Below are 18676 nucleotides of genomic sequence, written 5' to 3' on the forward strand. Positions count from 1 at the left end.
GGCATGTAAGCATAAAATTTCAAGACACGGCGTCCCCGGGAGTTGAGGTTTTCAGCCCTGAGGCAGGCGCCGGAAAAGACAAGAAGGAGCAGCGTTGATGACGATGTTGGGTCTGATGCAACAGCAGGATTTGCTGATCTCGCAGCTCATAGAGCATGCGGCCACGCACCACGGTCAGGTGGAGATCGTCTCGCACGTTTCCGACACCCGTAGCTACCGTTCGAGCTGGGGCGAAGTGCGCAACCGCGCCAAGCGCCTGGCCAACGCCCTCACGGACCTGGGCGTGCAGCCCGGCCAGCGCATCGCGACGCTGGCCTGGAACACGCACCGCCACCTGGAATTGTATTTCGCGGTCGCGGGCATGGGCGCGGTGTCGCACACCGTGAACCCGCGGCTGTTCGCCGAGCAGATCAGCTACATCATCAACCACGCGGCCGATGAGTATGTGTTCTTCGATCTGGGCTTTGCCGATCAGCTGGTGGCGATCGCCGACCAGCTGCCCACGGTCAAGGGCTTTGTCGCGCTGTGCGAGCGCAGCGAAATGCCGGCCATCGCACTGCCCAATCTGCTGTGCTACGAAGACCTGATCGAGCAGGCCTCGCCCGACTTCGAATGGCCGGCGCTCAACGAGAACACGGCTTCGTCGCTGTGCTACACCTCGGGCACCACGGGCAATCCCAAGGGCGTGCTCTACAGCCACCGCTCCACGCTGCTGCATGCCTGGACGGCCTGCACGGTAGACGGCCTGGCGCTGTCGACGCGCGACAGCGTGCTGCTGGCCGTGCCCATGTTCCATGTCAACGCCTGGGGCATCCCCTATGCCGCGGCCATGTGCGGCGCCAAGCTGGTGCTGCCCGGCCCGGGCGTGAGCGGCGAGCGGCTCTATGCGCACATGGTCAAGGAAGGCTGCACATTCTCGCTGGGCGTGCCCACGGTGTGGCTGGGCTTCTTCCAATACCTCGAAAGCCAGCGCGAGGCATTGGACCTCAAACAGCTCAAGCTCCAGCGCGTGGTGGTCGGCGGCTCGGCCGCGCCGCGCGCCATGATAGAAAAATTCGGCACGCTGCTGGACACCTTCGTGATCCAGGCCTGGGGCATGACCGAAACCAGTCCGCTGGCGACCATAGGCAATCTGCTGCCGTCGCAGCAGGACCTGCCGCTGGCCCAGCGCTTCGACATCCAGGCCAAGCAGGGCCGGGCGATCTTCGGCATCGAAGTCGGCATCTTCAGCCCTGAAGGCGAACGCCTGCCGCATGACGGCAAGCGCGTCGGTGAGATCAAGGTGCGCGGCCCCTGGGTGGTGTCGGCGTACTACGGCAGCCAGCCCGGTGCGGCGCTGGGCGAAGGCGGCTGGTTTGCGACCGGCGATGTCGCCCTGATCGACACCGACGGCTTTGTGCAGATCACCGACCGCACCAAGGACGTGATCAAGTCGGGCGGCGAATGGATTTCGTCCATCGACCTGGAGAACGTCGCCGTGGGCCACCCCAAGGTGCAGGAAGCCGCGGTGATAGGCGTGGCGCACAGCAAATGGCAGGAGCGCCCGCTGTTGATCGTCGTGCCCAAGGCCGGCCAGACCCTCAGCGCCGCCGAGATGACCGAGTTCATGAAGGACCGCGTCGCGCGCTGGTGGCTGCCCGACGACGTGGTGTTCGTCGACGCCCTGCCGCATACCGCGACCGGCAAGCTGCTCAAGACGCAGCTGCGCGAGCAGTTCAAGGGACACAGGCTCAGTACCGACCCCGTCTGACCGGGCAATGCAGGTTTTGTAGACAGTCAGCGCATTCCATAACTACCAGGAGACAGACATGAACGCATTTCCTTCGATTTCGGCGACATCCCGGCTTGCGGTGCTGGCCGGCAGCGCGCTTTTGGCAAGCCTGCCCGCGCAGGCGCAGATCAGCGATGACGTGGTGCGCATAGGCGTGATGGCCGACCAGACCGGCACCTATTCGGGCAATGGCGGCCCGGGCTCGTCGCTGGCCGTGCGCATGGCGGTGGAGGACTTCGGCGGCAAGGTGCTGGGCAAGCCCATCGAAGTCACCGTGGCCGACGACCAGAACAAGCCCAATGTGGGCATCAACATGGCGCGCCAGTGGATTGAGAACGAGAAGTTCGACACCATCGTCGGCGGCTCGGCCTCGTCGATCGCGTTCGGCGTGTCGAGCATGATGAAGGAGAAGAAGAAGCCGTACCTCGTGGCCGGTACCGTGTCGTCCGATCTGACCGGCAAGATGTGCTCGCCCATGACCGTGCAGTTCATCGTCGACACCTACCAGCTGGCCAACGCGGGCGTGACGGCGCTGCTCAAGCAGGGCGTCAAGTCGTTCTTCTTCATCACCGTCGACTACGCGTTCGGCGCCGCGATGCAGGCCGATGCGACCAAGTTCATCGAAGCCGGCGGCGGCAAGGTGGTGGGCTCGGTGCGCCATCCGCTGGGCGCGTCCGACTACTCGTCGTATCTGCTGCAGGCCCAGGCCAGCAAGGCCCAGGCCATCGTGGTGCTCAACGCCGGCCTCGATCTGACCAATGCCTTGAAGCAGGCCGCCGAATACAAGCTGGCGCGCAACGGCCAGAAGGTCGGCGTGTTCGGCATGACCATCAACAGCGTCTCGGCCATGGGCCTGGACGTGGCCCAGGGCCTGCAGATCACCGCGCCGTTCTACTGGGACCGCAACGACGAGTCGCGCGCCTGGGCCAAGCGTTTCATGGAAAAAAACAAGGGCGTGGTGCCCACCTATATCCACGCGGGTGCGTACAGCGCCGCCATGCATTACCTCAAGGCGGTGCAGGCCGCGGGCACGGATGAAGGCGTGGCGGTGATGGCCAAGATGAAGGCCACGCCGGTCAATGACTTCTCCATGAAGAACGCCATGATCCGCGAGGACGGCCAGCTGATCCGTCCCACCTATGCGATCCAGGTCAAGACTCCGGCCGAATCCAAGGGCAAGAACGACCTCTACAAGATAGGCGAGGAAATTCCGGGCGAGTCGGTGTTCCGTCCGCTGGCCGATGGCGGCTGCGACTTCGTGAAGAAGTAAGAGGTGGGAGCCCCGCGCGCCGGGGCCGTGTTCTCGGCGCCCCGCGCCCTTTGCTTGCCAGGTTTTTGCCATGACCCGTATTGAAATCGTCACCCCCACGCGCGACCAGCTGGGCGAATGCCCGCTCTGGGACGACCAGGCCCAGGCCCTCTATTGGATAGATTCGCATGCGCAACTGGTGCGCCGGCTGGTGCCCGCCAGTGGCGCCTACCGCGAATGGCATCTGCCCACGGCCATAGGCTCGATCGCGCTGTGCGACAGCGGGCGGCTGCTGGTCGCGCTGGCCCATGGTTTCAGCTATCTCGATCTCGAATCGGGCGAGGTCACGCCGCTGGCCGGCGTCACCCATGTTGCCGAACGCATACGCCTCAACGATGGCCGCACGGACCGCGCCGGGCGCTTTGTCTGCGGCTCGCTGGTGATGGGCCGCAACGAGCCGCTGGCCGCGCTCTACCAGGTCGATGCGCGCGGCAGAGTGCAGCAGCTCGACCAAGGCTTCGCGATTTCCAACGCCATTTGCTTCAGCCCCGACGGGCAGTGGCTTTATTACACCGACAGCCGCACGCGCAAGATCCTGCGCTACGCCTACGACAGCGCGAGCGGCCGCACCGGCCAGCCCACGGTCTGGGTCGATACCGCGCCGCTGAATTCCGCCGCCGATGGCGCGACTGTTGACAGCGAAGGCGGCCTGTGGACCGCGCTGGTCGAGACCGGGCAGATGGCGCGCTTTCTGCCCGACGGCAGTCTTGCCCGCCTGATAGCCATGCCCGTGCGCCATGTGACCTGCCCCTGTTTCGGCGGCCCCGATCTCGACGTGCTCTACGTCACCAGCATCAGCAACAGCGGCAATGCGCTCAAGGACGAGCACCCCGACGCGGGCGCGCTGTTCGCCGTGCATGGCACGGGAGTGCGCGGACTGCGCGAAGTGCGTTTTGCCGACCAGCCCTGAACAAATCAACGAAAGCAAGGAGACAAGAATGAACAACAAGCTCGAAGGCAAAGTGGCCTTGATCACCGGCGGCGCGCGCGGCATTGGCCGGGCGATTGCCGACGCCATGGCCCAGGCCGGCGCCGTGGTCGGCGTGCTCGATCTGCGCGAAGACCTGGCCCAGGCCGCGGCCGAGGAAATCCGCGCCCAGGGCGGCAAGGCGATGGCATTCGGCGGCAACGTCGCCGAGCGCGAGACCTTCGTCAATGCCGTGCAGTCGATGAAAGAGGCCCATGGCCGCTTCGACATCCTGGTCAACAACGCGATCTGGGTGCGCTATGGCGCGATCTCCGCGATCACGCCCGAAATGCTCACGCGCATGGTGGGCACGGGTTTCAACTCCGTGGTGTGGGGCATTCAGGTGGGCTCGGAAGCCATGACCGAAGGCGGCAGCATCATCAACATCGCGTCGGCCGCGGCCTTTCTGGGCGTGCCCGAAGCCATGGTCTACGGCGGCGTCAAGGCCGGCGTGCTGGGCCTCACGCGCTCGTCGGCCGTGGACCTGGGCCCGCGCGGCATACGCGTCAACGCCGTGTGCCCGGGCTCGGTGCCCACCGAAGGAATGAAAGGCAATGTGGACCCCGACAAGATCGCGGTGCGCATCGCGCGCACGCCGCTGCGCCGCCTGGGCGAAGTCGAGGACATCGCCAATGCCGCGATGTTCCTGGCGTCGCCCGACAGCAGCTGGGTCACGGGCACGTCCATCCTGGTCGATGGCGGCGTGACGCACGCCATGCTCTGAGGGCCGCGCCATGCAAGTCCCCCCCGATCCCTACATCCTGCAGGCCACGGGCCTGAGCAAGCAGTTCCGCGGCTTCTATGCCGTCAAGGACGTGAACCTGCGCGTGCGCCGCCACAGCATCCATGCGCTGATAGGCCCCAACGGCGCGGGCAAGACCACCTGCTTCAACCTGCTGAGCACCTTTTTGCGCTCGACCACGGGCACGATCAAATTCAACGGCAAGGACATTTCAGCCAGCGACCCGGCCACCGTGTCGTCCATGGGCCTGGTGCGTTCGTTCCAGATTTCGGCCGTGTTCGGCCAGATGACGGTGCTGGAGAACGTGCGCGTCGCGCTGCAGCGCAAGGTCGGCATGACCTGGGCGTTCTGGCGCCGCTACAGCGTGCTCCAGGTGCTCGATGCGCGCGCGCTGGAACTCATAGAAATGGTGGGCCTCACGCGCTGGCTGCATACGCCGGCCGTGGAGCTGTCGTACGGCCGCAAGCGCGTGCTGGAACTCGCGACGACCATCGCGCTGGAGCCCGAAATGATTCTGCTCGACGAGCCCATGGCCGGCCTGGGCCATGAGGACATAGGCCCGGTGATGGAGATCATCCGCAACGTGGCCAAGGGCCGGACCATTCTGATGGTCGAGCACAACATGAAAGTCATCGCCGAGCTGTGCGACCGCGTCACCGTGCTGCAGTCGGGCCAGATCCTGGCCGAAGGCAGCTATGACGAAGTCTCGCGCGACCCCGCGGTGATCGAAGCCTATGTGGGAGGCGCGAATGACTGAAGCCAATAACGCGCCCTTGTGCCTGTCGGTCAAGGGCCTGGTGGGCCACTACGGCGAGAACCTGGCGCTGCATGGCATGGACCTCGAAGTGCGCCAGGGTGAAGTGGTCTGTCTGCTGGGCCGCAACGGCGCGGGCAAGACCACCACGCTGCGCGCGGTCGTGGGCCTGCTCGAAAAGCGCCGCGGCAGCATAGAGATCAACGGCCGCGAGACCATAGGCATGCTGCCCGAGGCGATCGCCAAGCTGGGCGTCGCCTACTGCCCCGAAGAGCGCGGCATCTTCTCGAGCCTGAGCACGCAGGAAAACCTGCTGCTGCCGCCCGTGCTGCGCCCCGGAGGCCTGAGCGTTGACGAGATCTACACGCTGTTTCCCAACCTCAAGGAGCGCCGCCACAGCCAGGGCACCAAGCTTTCGGGCGGCGAGCAGCAGATGCTGGCGATCGCGCGCATTCTGCGCACCGGCGCGAAGTTCCTGCTGCTCGACGAGTGCACCGAAGGCCTGGCGCCGGTGATCGTCTCCAAGATCGGCCAGACGATTCGCATCCTCAAGGAGCGCGGCTTCACGGTGCTGATGGTCGAGCAGAACTTCCGCTTTGCGTCAAAGATAGCCGACCGTTTCTATGTGATCGACGAAGGCGTGGTGGTCGACCACTTCCGCCGCGAAGACATCGCCAGCGATCTGGCACGCATCGAAGGGCTGCTGGGACTATGAAGCGCATACCAAACACTTTCGCGCGCTGCGGCGCGGCGCTGTACAGGAGAGTCCACCATGGATGAGATTTTCGGCATTCCGATGTCTGCCCTTGTGGGGCAGCTGGTCATCGGGCTGATCAACGGATCGTTCTACGCCTTGATGAGCCTGGGCCTGGCCATCATTTTCGGCCTGCTGCATGTGGTGAACTTCGCGCATGGCGCGCAGTACATGCTGGGCGCGTTCGTCGCCTGGGGCCTGCTCGAGTACTTCGGCATCAGCTACTGGTATGCGCTGGTCATCACGCCGGTGATCGTCGGCGGCTTCGGGCTGGTGATAGAGCGGCTGATGCTGCGCCGGCTGTACCGCGTGGACCATGTCTACGCGCTGCTGCTGACCTTCGGTCTGGCGATGCTGATGGAAGGCGCGTTCCGCTGGAAGTTTGGCGCCACGGGCCAGCCCTATCCGAACCCGATTTCGGGCGGCTTTGATATCGGCATCAGCTATATCCCGGCCTACCGCGTCTGGGTGATCGCCGCCTCGCTGGTGCTGTGCCTGGGCACCTGGCTGGTGATCGAGCGCACCAAGCTCGGCGCCTATCTGCGCGCGGCCAACGAGAACGCGGCGCTGGTGCGCACCTTCGGCATCAACGTGCCGCGCATGCTGATGCTGACCTACGGTCTGGGCGTGGGCCTCGCAGGCCTGAGCGGCGCCATGGCCGCGCCCATCTACCAGGTCAATCCGCTGATGGGCAACAGCCTGATCGTGGTGGTGTTCGCGGTGGTGGTGATCGGCGGCATGGGCTCCATCATCGGCTCCATCATCACCGGCTTCGGCCTGGGAGTGGTCGAAGGCCTGACCAAGCTGGTCTACCCGGACGCCGCGGGCGTCGTCATCTTCATCGTGATGATCATCACGCTGGCAATCCGTCCCAACGGCCTGTTCGGCCAGGAGGCCCGATGAAATACTTCTCTCCAAGCACGCAGCGCCTCCTGCTCGCGGCCTTCGTCGCCTTGCTGCTGGTCGCGCCGTTCGTGCTCTACCCGCAGTTCCTGATCGAGATCATGTGCTTTGCGCTGCTCGCGGCCGCGCTCAATCTGCTGGTCAGCTACTGCGGTCTGCTGTCGTTCGGCCATGCGATGTTCTTCGGCGCCGCGGGCTATGTCACGGCCCAGGCCATCAAGGTCTGGGGGCTGGACCCGGCGCTGGGCATTCTGTGCGGCGTGGCCGTGGCCGTGGTCATAGGCGCGCTCACGGGCTCGCTGGCGATTCGCCGCCAGGGCATCTACTTCTCGATGATCACGCTGGCGTTCTCGCAGCTGATCTACTTCTTCGCGCTGCGCATGCCGTTCACCGGCGGCGAGGACGGCCTGCAGGACGTGCCGCGGCGCGCCATGTTCGGCGTCATCGACCTGGGCAACAACTACGTGATGTACTTCGTGGTGTTCGCGCTCACGGCCTTCGGCTTCTTCGCCATCCACCGCATCGTCAACTCGCCGTTCGGCCAGGTGCTGCGCGCCATCCGCGACAACGAGCCGCGCGCGATTTCGCTGGGTTACCGCGCCAACCGCTACAAGCTGGTGGTGTTCATCCTGTCGGCGTCGCTCGCCGGCCTGGCGGGCGCGATCAAGGCCGTGGCCTTCCAGGTGGTGACGCTCAACGACCTGACCTGGGTGACTTCGGGCGAGGCGCTGCTGATCTGCATCCTGGGCGGAATGCAGACGCTGCTGGGGCCGATCGCCGGCGCGGTGCTGATCGTGTCGATGTCGCACTACCTGGCCTCGTACGCCGAGTGGGTGCTGATGATCCAGGGCCTGGTGTTCGTGATCGTCGTGCTGTCGTTTCGCAAGGGCCTGGTCGGCGAACTCTATGCCTGGCTGGAACGCCGTTCGCTGCGCGCGGCCAGCAAGGAGCTGCCATGAGTGCCACACCCCGTGAGACCGTGATGAGCGCATTGCAGGGCGCGCGCCTGCTCGAAGGCCGGCTGGCGCTGGTCACGGGCGCGGCCAGCGGCATAGGCCAGGCGATTGCGCAAGGCCTTGCCAGCGCCGGCGCGCGCGTGGTCGTGACCGACATCAGCGCCGAACGTTGCGCGGACACGCTGGCGCTCGTTCGCGCGGCGGGCGGTGAGGCCTGGGGCTTTGCGCTCGATGTGACCGATGCCGAGGCCGCGGCGGCGCTGGCCGAGACCGTGGGCGCGCAGATCGGCGCCGTCGATATCGTCGTCAACAACGCGGGCGTGATACTGCGCGAAGGCCTGGACAGCCCGCAGGCCCACGCCAATATCCGGCGCGTGGTCGACGTCAATCTGCTGGGCACGTTCAACGTGATCCATGCCTGGCTGCCGGCCTTGCGCGCCACGCGCGGCTGCATCATCAATATCGCTTCGGGCGCGGCCTTCATCGCCCAGGCCGGGGCGCTGGGCTACTCGGCGTCCAAGGGCGCGGTGAAGATGCTCACGCAATCCATGGCCGCAGACCTGGGGCCCGACGGCATTCGCGTCAATGCGCTCGCGCCCGGCGTGATCGAGACGCCCATGACCGACGTGACCCGCGCCAACCCCGAGCGCCTGGCGCGCTTCATGGTGCGCATTCCCTCGGGCCGCGTGGGCCAGCCGCAGGAACTCGCGGGAGCCGCCGTGTTTCTCGCCTCGCCGCTGGCTTCGTATATCAACGGCGTGACGCTGCCCGTGGACGGCGGCACGCTGGCGGTATGAACTTTCAAGTCAAGCATGCCGTTCGCCCTGAGCCCGTCGAAGGGCGTTTCAGGGCGCAGCGGTAAACATGGACAAGCCCTGAGACTTTCCCAGATCAAAAATAGCAGGAGACAACAATGCAAACCAACAACCCAACACCACCCCGTCGCCTCGACGTAGTCATCGTCGGCGGCGGCTTCGGCGGCATGTACGCCACCTACAAGTTCCGTGAAATGGGGCTGAAGATCCAGAGCTTCGAAGCCGGCGGCGACCTGGGCGGCGTCTGGTACTGGAACCGCTATCCGGGCGCGCGCGTCGATCTGCCCAGCATCGACTACAGCTTTTCGTTCTCGCCCGAAGTCGAGCAGGAATGGACCTGGTCCGAACAGTTCGCGGCCCAGCCCGAGCTGCTGGCCTATATCAACTTCGTGGCCCAGCGCCTGGACCTGCGCAAGCACTTCCAGTTCAACACGCGCGTCACCAGCGCGGTCTGGGACGAGGAGCGCAAGCTCTGGACGGTGAAGACCGACAAGGGCGAGACGCTGGAAGCGACCTATTGCATCATGGCCACGGGCCCGCTGTCCGTGCCCAAGGACCCCGAGATTCCCGGCATTGCGCGCTTCCAGGGCCAGCTGCTGCGCGCCGCGCGCTGGCCGCATGAGCCGATCAGCTTCGCGGGCAAGCGTGTGGGCGTGATTGGCACGGGATCGACCGGCATCCAGATCGTGCAGGAAGTGGGCAAGGAAGCCGGCGAGCTGTTCGTCTACCAGCGCACGCCCAGCTTCACCATGCCCATGCGCAACGAGAATCTCGAGCCCGAGTACGTGGCCGAAGTCAAGCGCCACTACGCGGGCATTCGCGAATCGGCGCGCAACAGCGCCGTGGGCGGCGTGCGGCCGCAGTCCACGCGCGCGTTCTTCAGCGTCACGCCCAAGCAGCGGCGCCAGTTGCTCGAAGACGCCTGGAAGAACGGCGGCCTGGCGATGCTGGGCACCTTCTCCGACCTGATGAGCAACCCAGAAGCCAACGAGCATGTCGCGGAATTCGTGCGCGGCAAGATCAGCGAAGTCGTCACCGACCCGGCCACGGCCGAGGCGCTCAAGCCGCGCGACTATCCGATCTTTGCGCGCCGCCCCTGCCTGGACAGCAGCTACTACGAGACCTACAACCGCTCCAACGTGCACCTGGTCGACTGCCTCACCGATCCCATCGTCGAGATCACCGAGAAGGGCGTGCGCACGCAGGCGGGCGAAATCGAACTCGATGTGCTGATCTTCGCCACAGGCTACGACGGCCTCACGGGCGCGCTGCTGGCGTTCGACGTGGTGGGCCGCGACGGCCGCAAGGTCAACGACAAATGGAAGGACGGCGCGCGTTCGTACCTGGGCCTGATGATGGAAGGCTTTCCCAACCTGTTCATGACCACCGGCCCCAACGGCCCGGCCGCGCTGGCAAACATCATCCGCATCAGCGAACACGATGTCGACTGGATCGCCGCGGCCATGGTGCATATGGAGAAGAACGGCCTTTCCAGCATAGAGCCCACGCAGGAAGCCGAACAGGGCTGGATGGACCTGGTCTACGAGCTGTCGCAGCGCACGCTGCTGACCAAGGCCAAGACCTGGTATGTGGGCGCCAACGTCAAGGACAAGCCGCTGGGCCTGACGCTGTTCACCGGCGGTTTCATGAAATACCGCGAACTCACGGGCGCGGCGGTGCGCGACGGCTACCGCGGCTTTGCGTTCGAACATCTGCGGGAGTCGGCCGAGGCCTGACCCCTGTGGCAGGGAGGCGGCCGTGATATGTGATCGGTTGCCATTTCAGGCGGGGCTGAATATCAGCCCCGCTTTTTTTCTTCAAGGAGACTTCCATGCGAGCGATTGTGACGGGCGCTGCCCGCGGCATAGGCCGTGCGATCTGCCTGCGGCTGGCGCGTGACGCAGCGGCCAGCGGCGGCGCGAAACTGGTGCTGTCGGACCAGCGCGTGGGCGATCTTCAGGCGGTGATCGCCGAAGTGCAGGCCCTGGGCGGCGAGGCGATTGCCGTGGCCGGCGATATCGCCGACCCGGCGCTGCCCGCCGAGATCGTCGCCGCGAGCGCGGCCTTCGGCGGCCTGGACGCGCTGGTCAGCAATGCGGGATTTGCGATTCCCGGGCCGCTGGCCGACTACGCCGTCGACGACTGGGACAAAGTGTTTGCCGTGCATGTGCGCGCGCCCTGGCTGCTGGCCAAGGCCGCCTATCCTGCGCTCAAGGCCAGCCGCGGCGCGGTGGTGGTGACGGCCTCGGTGTCGGGCACCAATGCCCAGGCGCCGCTGGGCGCCTACAGCGCGAGCAAGGCCGCGGCGCTGATGCTGGTGCGCCAACTGGCCAACGAATGGGGGCCTGACGGCATTCGCGTGAACGCGTTTTCACCGGGCCTGACCATCACGCCGGGCACGGCCGCGGCCTATTCGACGCCCGACGCCCATGCCCAGCGCGCCAGCCGCGTTCCGCTGCGCCGCATGGCCGAAGCCGACGACATGGCGGGCGTGGTCGCCTTCCTGTTGAGCCGGGACGCAGCCTATGTGCATGGCGTCGATCTGCTGGTCGACGGCGGGCTGTCGAACACCGTGATGGCGGCGCTCGACATGAACGGCTGGAAGAAATAGCGTGGTGGAATTTAGCGGCTAAAAAATTTCGGGGCGGCGCAGAACGCGCGCCCTGAATTGCCCCTGGGACGGCCGGCCAACCGTTGGCGCGGCCCAGGTGATGCAGGGCAATTTACTTGGCAAACGGCTGCTGGCGCAGCAGCGCATACCAGGCATCATCGGGCTTCATCTGCCCCTGCGGCGCGCGCACGCCAAAGCGCGTGGCTTCGTCGCCTTCGGGCGCGGGGGCTTCCTTCATCCAGTCATAGATCACGGTGCGCGCGGCGATGCGCCACTCGTCGCCGCGCTTTTCAAAGCGATCGGCGTAGCGACCGCACAGAAAGGTCTCGCGCAGCCCGCCCGTCGCCGGGTCGGTGTCGTGCTGGAAGGCCTGGAAATAGCTCTCGACGGCTGCATGCCGGGCTTCGAGCACGATGGAGATATTGCTGACCTGGTGGATCATGCGCAGCCCGCTGCTGCGCGACTGGAGCGCCTTTTCGATGAAGCCGCTGGCGCTGCCGTTGTAGGCGCCATGCCGGTCCGTGCCGTCTTCCCAATAGGCCGAACGCAGCGCGGCTTCGTCGCCGCGGTCTATGCCGCGGCAGTAGGCGTACATGGCTTCGCGAATGGCTTCGCGGTCTAGCAGGGCCTGCAGTTTTTCTTCGAGGTTCTGGGTCATGTCTTGTCTCCGGGATTCAGCGCAGTGTAATCACCGCATCCAGGCAGACCGCGCCTTTTTCGCGCACCACCAGCGGATTGACATCGATGCTTTCGAGCACATCGGCATGCGCCTGGCCAAACTCCGACAGCTTGCAGATCGCCTCGACCAGCGCCTGCTCGTCGTACTGCGGGCCGCCGCGCCATTGGCGCAGCAGGCGCGACGACTGCACGGCATCGATCAGTTCGCGCGCGCGCGCAGCGTTGACCGGGGCCGAGGCGAAGGCCACGTCCTTGAACAGTTCCACGGCCGTGCCGCCCGAGCCGAACATCACCATGGGGCCGAACGTCGGGTCCATGTGAATGCCCATGATGGTTTCGACGCCGCCCTTGAGCATGGGCGTGATCAGCACGCCGTCGATGCGCGCCGTGGGCGCGGCCTTGTCGGCGCGGCGCAGCAGTTCGCCATAGGCGTGGTGCACGGCTTCGGCGTCCTGCAGGTTGAGCATCACGCCGCCGATCTCGGTCTTGTGGGCGATGTCGGGCGAGGAGATCTTGGCGACGATGGGAAAGCCGAACGCCGTCGCCGTGGCCGCGGCGTCGTCGGCGCTGGTGCAGACCTTTTCGGGCAGCATGGGCAGGCCGGCCTCGGCCAGCACCTTCTTGGCCGCGGCTTCGGTGGACACATCGCCCAGCGCGCGCGTGCAACGTTGGGCCGACGAGGGCGCGTACAGCGCCGCATGGCGGCTGGCGAGCCGGCGCGCGCCGGCCAGGGCCAGCACCGCGCGCGAAGGGTCGGCGAACGATGGAATGCCGTGCGCGTCGAGCGCGGCCGCGACTTCCTTTGTCGCCAGCATCACCATCACGATGCCGCGATCGGGGAATTTCTTCTTCAGCGCGATCAGCTCATCGCTGGTCGACTGGAAGCGGCTGGGCGACAGGCCGACATGGGCCAGATACGCGAATACGGTGCCATACGACGAATGCGTCAGCAGCGCGTCCAGCGTGCGCGTGACGCCGCTGGCCACGGCCGTGACCTGGGCCGTGGTGTCCAGCGGATTCGCCGCGACCGCGAAGGGCAGCACTTCGCGCACTGCGGCGCTGCCCTGGGCCGACAGCGGCGGCAGCGCCAGGCCATGGTCGCTCGCATGGTCGGCCATCAGAATGCCTATGCCGCCCGAGCCCGTGAGAATCGCGACTTCGGAGTTGCCGGGCAGCGCGCCCGTGACCGCGCAGACATAGGCGATGTCGAGCATCTCCTCGATCGACTGCGGGCGGTAGGCGCCGCACTCGGCGAACACCGTGTCGTAGACCGTGTCATTGCCGGCCAGCGAGCCGGTATGCGTGGCCGCGGCCGAGGCGCCGACTTCGGTGCGCCCGGCCTTCATGATCAGCACCGGCTTGCCGGCCTTGGCGGCTTTGAGCAGGGCCAGGCGCAGGCGGTTGCCGTCCTTGCACGACTCGACGGCCGCGCAGATGACGCGGGTCTCGGCGTCGTCGGCGAGGTAGTCGATGCATTCGGCCACATCGACATCGGCTTCGTTGCCCGTGGCGATGATCTTGGAGAAACCCAGGCCGCGCAGCGAAGCCATGCCATAGGTGGCCGAGCCGAACGCGCCGCTTTGCGTGGCCAGCGCGATATGGCCCTTGACCGGGCGCAGGCCGTTGAGCGCGGTGGAGAACGTCGCCGAATACTGGTTGGACAGATTGAGCAGGCCCAGCGAGTTCGGGCCCAGCATGCGCACGTCGGCTTCGCGGCAGATGTCGACCAGTTTCTGCTGCAGCGCCTTGCCGGCCTCGTCGATCTCGGCAAAGCCCGCGGTGAGGATCTGCACCGACTTGACGCCCTTGGCCACGGCTTCGCGCAGCGCGGTTTCGACGCCGGCCGCGGGAATGATGATCACGGCCTGGTCGACCGGGCCCGGCACTTCGCTGATGTTCTTATAGGCCTTGAGGCCCTGGACCAGGGCTTCGCCCTTGTTGATCGGGTAGATCGTGCCCTGGTAGCCGCCTTCGCGCATGAAACGCAGCACGCGGCCGCCGATGCGCTCCGGGTCGGAGGAGGCACCGATCAGCGCCACCGATTCGGGGAAGAAGAGGGAGTGGATTGTTTGCATGGGGTCAGCGTTGCGGAAAATGATCAAACCAAGCCGTTCGGGGGAGGGCATCACGGTCAAAATCCCGTTCGCACTGAGCCTGTCGAAGTGCGGTCTTCCACAGGCTAGGCCGAACGGCTCTCGTCAAGATCTCAGGCGGCCAACGCCGCCACATCGTTCGCCATCTGCGCCGACAGCGCATCCAGGTAATGGAAGCGATCGCCGTATTGCACATTGCACATCAAGGTGTGCATGGCCAGGCGCGCGGCCGGCATTTCGGTGGTCATTCCCATGCCGCCGTGCAGCTGGATCGCCGACTCTGCCACAGTCCGGCCCACGCTGGCGAGATACAGCTTGGTCAGCGCCGCGTCGCGCGGATCGGCCGCGGCGTCGGCCGACAGCGCCTCGGTCACGTCCTTGACCAGGCCGCGTGCGCTCTCGTAGGCCACGTACATTTCGACCAGCCGGTGGCGCAGCGCCTGGAAAGTCGACAGCTGCACGCCGAACTGGCTGCGCGTCGTGAGGTATTCGATCGTCTGCTCGACCAGGGCGCCGAGCGCGCCCACGGTCTGCACGCTGGTCATCACCGCGCCGGTATCGCTCGCGGCCTTGACCGCGGCGGGCACGGCATCGCCCTGCAGCAGCACCTGGCCGGCATCAATGCTGATGCCATCGAGCGCGATGTCGGCGGTGCGGCGGCCGTCCAGGCCCTGGAAGTAGCGCGCTGCGGGCAGCGCCTTGGCATCGATCAGCACCAGTTGGGTGGCGGTGTTGAACAGCAGATGGCTGGCGTCGGCGCTCAGGTCGGCGCCCAAGAGCCGCCCTTGCAGGCGCAGCTGGCCCTTGCCGTCGGGCGTGGCCTGCACCTCGCTGCCCAGCACCGGGCACACGGAGGCTTCGCCCGCCGACAGTTGCGCCAGCAGCGCGCGCGCCGTATCTGACGCACCCGCCGCGGCCAGCAGCATGGGCGCGACCACGCAGCGCGCGATCAGCGGCAGTGCCAGCGCATGGCGGCCCGCGGCTTCGGCGATCGCCGAGAACTCGGCCAGCGACGCGCCCACGCCGCCATGGTCCTCGCCGACCAGCACGCCTTGCCAGCCGAGTTCGAGAATCTGGCTCCATTGGGCCGCGCCCGCGGCGGCCATGCGGTCGGTCGAATCGTAGAGATCGCCGGGAAACATCGGGGTCACATTGAAAGTCATCTCAGGCTCCAAACAGGTCGCGGGCAATCACGTTCTTCTGCACTTCGCTGGTGCCGCCGGCGATGGTGCGCGAACGGTAGAACAAATAGGTATGGGTCAGCTGGCGTTCGATGTCGAGGTCGTCGCTGCCATCGGGCGCTGCGACTTCGGGCACCAGCCGCGCCGCGTATTCGGGGCCGGCGATGTCGAAGGCAATGCCGACGATCTGCTGCGACAGCTCCGAGGTGTGGAGCTTGAGCGCCGACGATTTGGACGATGCCAGCGTGCCCTGCATCTCTTCCTGGATGGCGCTGAGCAGCATCTGGCGCGCGCCCCGGGTCGAGGCCTGGGCCAGGAACAGCCGCTCCTGCAGCGCGTGGATGCTGGGCAGGCCGGGGTGGGCCTGCATCTTGCGCGCCAGCAGTTCTGCGACCTGTTCGAGCTGGCGCGCCAGGCGCGGCACGGTGGCCGGCGACAGGCGTTCGCGGTCGAGCAGGAACTTCGCGCATTTCCAGCCTTCGCCTTCGACGCCCACGAGGTTCTTCACCGGCACGCGCACGTCGTTGAGGAAGACCTCGTTGACATGGTGCCACTGGTCAATGGTGTGGATGGCGCGCACTTCGATGCCGGGCGTGTCCAGCGGCACCAGCAGCAGCGAGATGCCGGCCTGCTTGCGGCCTTCGTTCGAGGTGCGCACCAGCGTGTACATCATGTCGGCTTCCTGGGCGTGCGAAGTCCAGATCTTCTGGCCGTTGAGCACATAGTCGTCGCCGTCGCGCACCGCCGTGGTCTTGAGCGAAGCCAGATCGGAGCCCGCGCCGGGCTCGGAGTAGCCCTGGCACCAGTGCTCGCTGCCGTCGAGAATGCGCGGCAGGAAGCGTTCCTTGATCGCGTCGCTGCCGAAATGCATGATCACCGGCCCGATGTGGCCTATGCCATGGTGGTAGGCCGGCGGGCAGTCGGCCTGGGCCGTGACTTCCTCGAACAGGTAGCGCTGCTGCAGGTCCCAGCCCGTGCCGCCGTATTCGACGGGCCAGTTGGGCGCGCCCCAGCCGCGCGCATGCAGCGCCTTCTGCCAGGCGCTGTACTCCGCGCGCGACATCTTCTGGTTGCTGCGCACTTTCTCCTTGAGCGCGGCGAGTTCGGGTTGGCGCGTGAATTCCAGCAGTTCCTCGCGGAATGCGGCATAGGGGTCGGCGGCGGAAAGAGTAGGGTTCTGTGTCATGGAGGCAAGAGGAAGAGAGTTCGGTCAGTGGTAGCTGCGGCCGCCGTCCACCGCGAGGGCGACGCCGGTGATGAACGAGGATTCGCCGCCCGTGAGGTACAGCGCGGCGCGCGCAATCTCCACGGCTTCGGCGACGCGGCCCAGCGCATAGCGCGCGCCCACCTGGGTGCGCAGCACTTCGGGGTCGTAGCCGTTGCGCACCATGGGCGTGTCGACCGCGCCCGGGCAGATGGTGTTGACGCGTATCGGCGCCCATTCCATCGCCAGCGACTTCGACAGCGAGATCACGCCGGCCTTGGACGCCGCATAGGCGCCGCGGCGCATGAACGGCTGCAGGCCCTGGCCCGACGAGAAATTGACGATGGTGCTGTTTTGCACCGCGCGCAGATGCGGGTAGCAGGCGCGCGCCAGCAGAAAGCTGCCCGTGAGATTGACGTCGATCACGCGGCGCCAGTCTTCGAGGCTCACTTCGCTCAGCAGTTCGCCGTTGGCGATGCCGGCGGCGTTCACCAGCCCGTCGATGCCGCCCAGCGCCTGGGCCGCGCTGTCTATGGCCTGGCCCACCGAGGCTTCGTTGGAGACATCGGCCTTGAGCGCGATGCCGTCACCGGGCTGGAAATACGCATGGATTCCGGCGACGTTCTGGTCTATCGCCGCAACTTTTGCGCCTTCGGCGACAAACAGCCGGGCAATGGCCGCGCCTATGCCCGAGCCCGCGCCCGTGACGACGATGCGCCGGCCGGCGAGGCGGCCCAGCGCGGGCATGTCGGGAATGGAAGTGGTGGTGTGTGTCATTCTGGAGTCTCAGTCGAGGCGGATCTTGCGTTCGCGTATCACGGGCGCCCAGTTGGCGAGCGTCTTCTTGAGGTAGTCGGCAAAGCCCTGCTGCGTCATCAGCGCGGGCTCCAGGCCGGTCTTGTAGATCGCGTCGTGCATGTCCTTGGTCTCGAGCACGGCCTGCACGTCGGCGTAGATCTTCTTTTGCAGCTCCAGCGGCGTGGAAGAGGGCAGGAACATGCCGAACCAGCCGCTGGCCGTGAAGTCGGCGAGCGCAGGCACGCCCGATTTGGCGATGGGCACGATGTCGGGCGAGCGCTTGATGGGCGCGGTGCTGCCTATGCCCAGCACCTTGAGCTTGCCGGTCTGCACAAAGCTCATCGTCGCCGAGCTGTCGAACAGCGCCTGCACCTGGCCGCCAACGAGATCGTTGATCGCGGGCCCATTGCCCTTGTAGGGCACATGCACGATGTCTATGCCGGTGCGCCCGGCAAAGCCTTCGGCCGCGATATGCGGGCTCGAACCATTGCCCGACGAGGCGAAGGTCATGCCCGGATGGGCCTTGGCATAGGCGATCAGCTCGGGAATGTTGTTGGCCGGCACCGCGGCATTCACATAAAGATAGCTGTATGAATCGGCGAGCATCGCCAGCGGAGCGAGCGCTGCCGGGTTGTAGGGCAGGTTGGGCACCAGCACCTGGTTGGCCGTGAAGCCAAATGCCGTGATCAGCAGGGTATGGCCGTCGCCCTGCGCCTTGGCCGCGGCGGCCGTGCCTATCACCGTGCCCGCGCCGGGCCGGTTGTCGACGATCACCGGCTGCTTCCAGCGTTCGGACAGGCGCTGGGCCACGATGCGCGCCAGGATGTCGGTCACGCCGCCCGCGGCATAGGGCACGATGATTTGCACCGGCTTGCTGGGAAAGCTCTGCGCCGGCTGCGCCTGCGCCGCGACAGCGCAGAAAGTGGCGACAAGGGCGGCAAGACCGAGGCGTAAATGTCGAATCAACATGCTGCTGCAATCCTTTGTGAAAGTGCGTGGCATGCCTTGCGCATGCCCCGGCAAGGGCTTGGGCCTTCCTGATGAAAATAATTCTACCGTTCGGCAGGTAAGTTAAAGAATGGGGGCTAACCCTAGAGGGGTGTGCAAAGGTCAGGAGAAAACAAGCGTGCGCGCGGTATG

The 18676-nt window shown here is 66.1% G+C and carries 17 protein-coding genes; 11 read left to right on the top strand and 6 right to left on the bottom strand.

The annotated features are described in order from the left end of the window. The first annotated feature begins 103 nt into the window (after nt 1-103). The 11 genes from KHY18_RS12365 to KHY18_RS12415 all read left to right on the top strand — a co-directional run bounded on the left by KHY18_RS12365 (nt 104) and on the right by KHY18_RS12415 (nt 11582). Nucleotides 104-1750: a long-chain-fatty-acid--CoA ligase gene (locus KHY18_RS12365; protein WP_213300130.1), complete on the top strand. Its 1647-nt coding sequence runs from the start codon at nt 104-106 to the stop codon at nt 1748-1750. Nucleotides 1751-1808: 58 nt separating this feature from the next. Next, on the top strand, nt 1809-3041 hold the full coding sequence (locus KHY18_RS12370) for an ABC transporter substrate-binding protein (protein WP_213300046.1): 1233 nt from the start codon (nt 1809-1811) through the stop codon (nt 3039-3041). A gap of 70 nt (nt 3042-3111) precedes the next feature. Further along, entirely contained in the window at nt 3112-3990 is an 879-nt protein-coding gene (locus KHY18_RS12375; RefSeq protein WP_213300049.1) for an SMP-30/gluconolactonase/LRE family protein, read from the top strand. A 28-nt stretch (nt 3991-4018) separates the two neighbouring features. Further along, nucleotides 4019-4771, top strand: coding sequence for an SDR family NAD(P)-dependent oxidoreductase (locus tag KHY18_RS12380; protein WP_213300052.1), 753 nt, complete (start codon nt 4019-4021; stop codon nt 4769-4771). Between the two features lie 10 nt (nt 4772-4781). Then, nucleotides 4782-5546 carry an ABC transporter ATP-binding protein gene (locus KHY18_RS12385; protein ID WP_213300055.1) on the top strand — a complete coding sequence of 255 codons (765 nt, stop codon included), beginning with the start codon at nt 4782-4784 and terminating at the stop codon, nt 5544-5546. Beyond that, the gene (locus KHY18_RS12390) at nt 5539-6258 is read left to right on the top strand and encodes an ABC transporter ATP-binding protein (RefSeq protein WP_213300058.1); all 720 of its coding nucleotides are present in this window, start codon (nt 5539-5541) and stop codon (nt 6256-6258) included. Before KHY18_RS12385 ends, KHY18_RS12390 begins: the two co-directional genes overlap by 8 nt. A gap of 57 nt (nt 6259-6315) precedes the next feature. Then, entirely contained in the window at nt 6316-7200 is an 885-nt protein-coding gene (locus tag KHY18_RS12395; RefSeq protein ID WP_213300061.1) for a branched-chain amino acid ABC transporter permease, read from the top strand. After that, nucleotides 7197-8159 (top strand): branched-chain amino acid ABC transporter permease, encoded by a 963-nt coding sequence (locus tag KHY18_RS12400; protein WP_213300063.1) that lies wholly within the window; start codon nt 7197-7199, stop codon nt 8157-8159. The genes KHY18_RS12395 and KHY18_RS12400 overlap by 4 nt, the downstream gene beginning before the upstream one ends. Then, nucleotides 8156-8953 (top strand): SDR family NAD(P)-dependent oxidoreductase, encoded by a 798-nt coding sequence (locus KHY18_RS12405; protein ID WP_249729093.1) that lies wholly within the window; start codon nt 8156-8158, stop codon nt 8951-8953. The genes KHY18_RS12400 and KHY18_RS12405 overlap by 4 nt, the downstream gene beginning before the upstream one ends. Before the next feature lie 116 nt (nt 8954-9069). Then, nucleotides 9070-10707, top strand: a complete 1638-nt coding sequence (locus KHY18_RS12410) for a flavin-containing monooxygenase (RefSeq protein ID WP_213300066.1) — start codon at nt 9070-9072, stop codon at nt 10705-10707. 95 nt (nt 10708-10802) lie between these two features. Further along, nucleotides 10803-11582, top strand: coding sequence for an SDR family NAD(P)-dependent oxidoreductase (locus KHY18_RS12415; protein WP_213300068.1), 780 nt, complete (start codon nt 10803-10805; stop codon nt 11580-11582). Between the two features lie 112 nt (nt 11583-11694). Here KHY18_RS12415 and KHY18_RS12420 read toward each other — a convergent pair whose 3' ends face one another. The 6 genes from KHY18_RS12420 to KHY18_RS12445 all read right to left on the bottom strand — a co-directional run bounded on the left by KHY18_RS12420 (nt 11695) and on the right by KHY18_RS12445 (nt 18505). Next, nucleotides 11695-12240 carry a nuclear transport factor 2 family protein gene (locus KHY18_RS12420; protein ID WP_213300073.1) on the bottom strand — a complete coding sequence of 182 codons (546 nt, stop codon included), beginning with the start codon at nt 12238-12240 and terminating at the stop codon, nt 11695-11697. 16 nt (nt 12241-12256) lie between these two features. Then, nucleotides 12257-14335, bottom strand: coding sequence for an acetate--CoA ligase family protein (locus tag KHY18_RS12425; protein ID WP_213300076.1), 2079 nt, complete (start codon nt 14333-14335; stop codon nt 12257-12259). 131 nt (nt 14336-14466) lie between these two features. After that, nucleotides 14467-15516: an acyl-CoA dehydrogenase family protein gene (locus KHY18_RS12430; RefSeq protein ID WP_213300079.1), complete on the bottom strand. Its 1050-nt coding sequence runs from the start codon at nt 15514-15516 to the stop codon at nt 14467-14469. Between the two features lies 1 nt (nt 15517). Then, the gene (locus KHY18_RS12435; RefSeq protein WP_213300082.1) at nt 15518-16720 is read right to left on the bottom strand and encodes an acyl-CoA dehydrogenase family protein; all 1203 of its coding nucleotides are present in this window, start codon (nt 16718-16720) and stop codon (nt 15518-15520) included. Between the two features lie 24 nt (nt 16721-16744). Then, nucleotides 16745-17515, bottom strand: a complete 771-nt coding sequence (locus KHY18_RS12440; protein WP_249729094.1) for an SDR family NAD(P)-dependent oxidoreductase — start codon at nt 17513-17515, stop codon at nt 16745-16747. 9 nt (nt 17516-17524) lie between these two features. Next, entirely contained in the window at nt 17525-18505 is a 981-nt protein-coding gene (locus tag KHY18_RS12445; RefSeq protein ID WP_213300085.1) for a Bug family tripartite tricarboxylate transporter substrate binding protein, read from the bottom strand. Nucleotides 18506-18676: the final 171 nt, after the last annotated feature.

The organism is Acidovorax sp. CCYZU-2555 (assembly GCF_018413525.1).
Taxonomy (GTDB): domain Bacteria; phylum Pseudomonadota; class Gammaproteobacteria; order Burkholderiales; family Burkholderiaceae_C; genus Comamonas.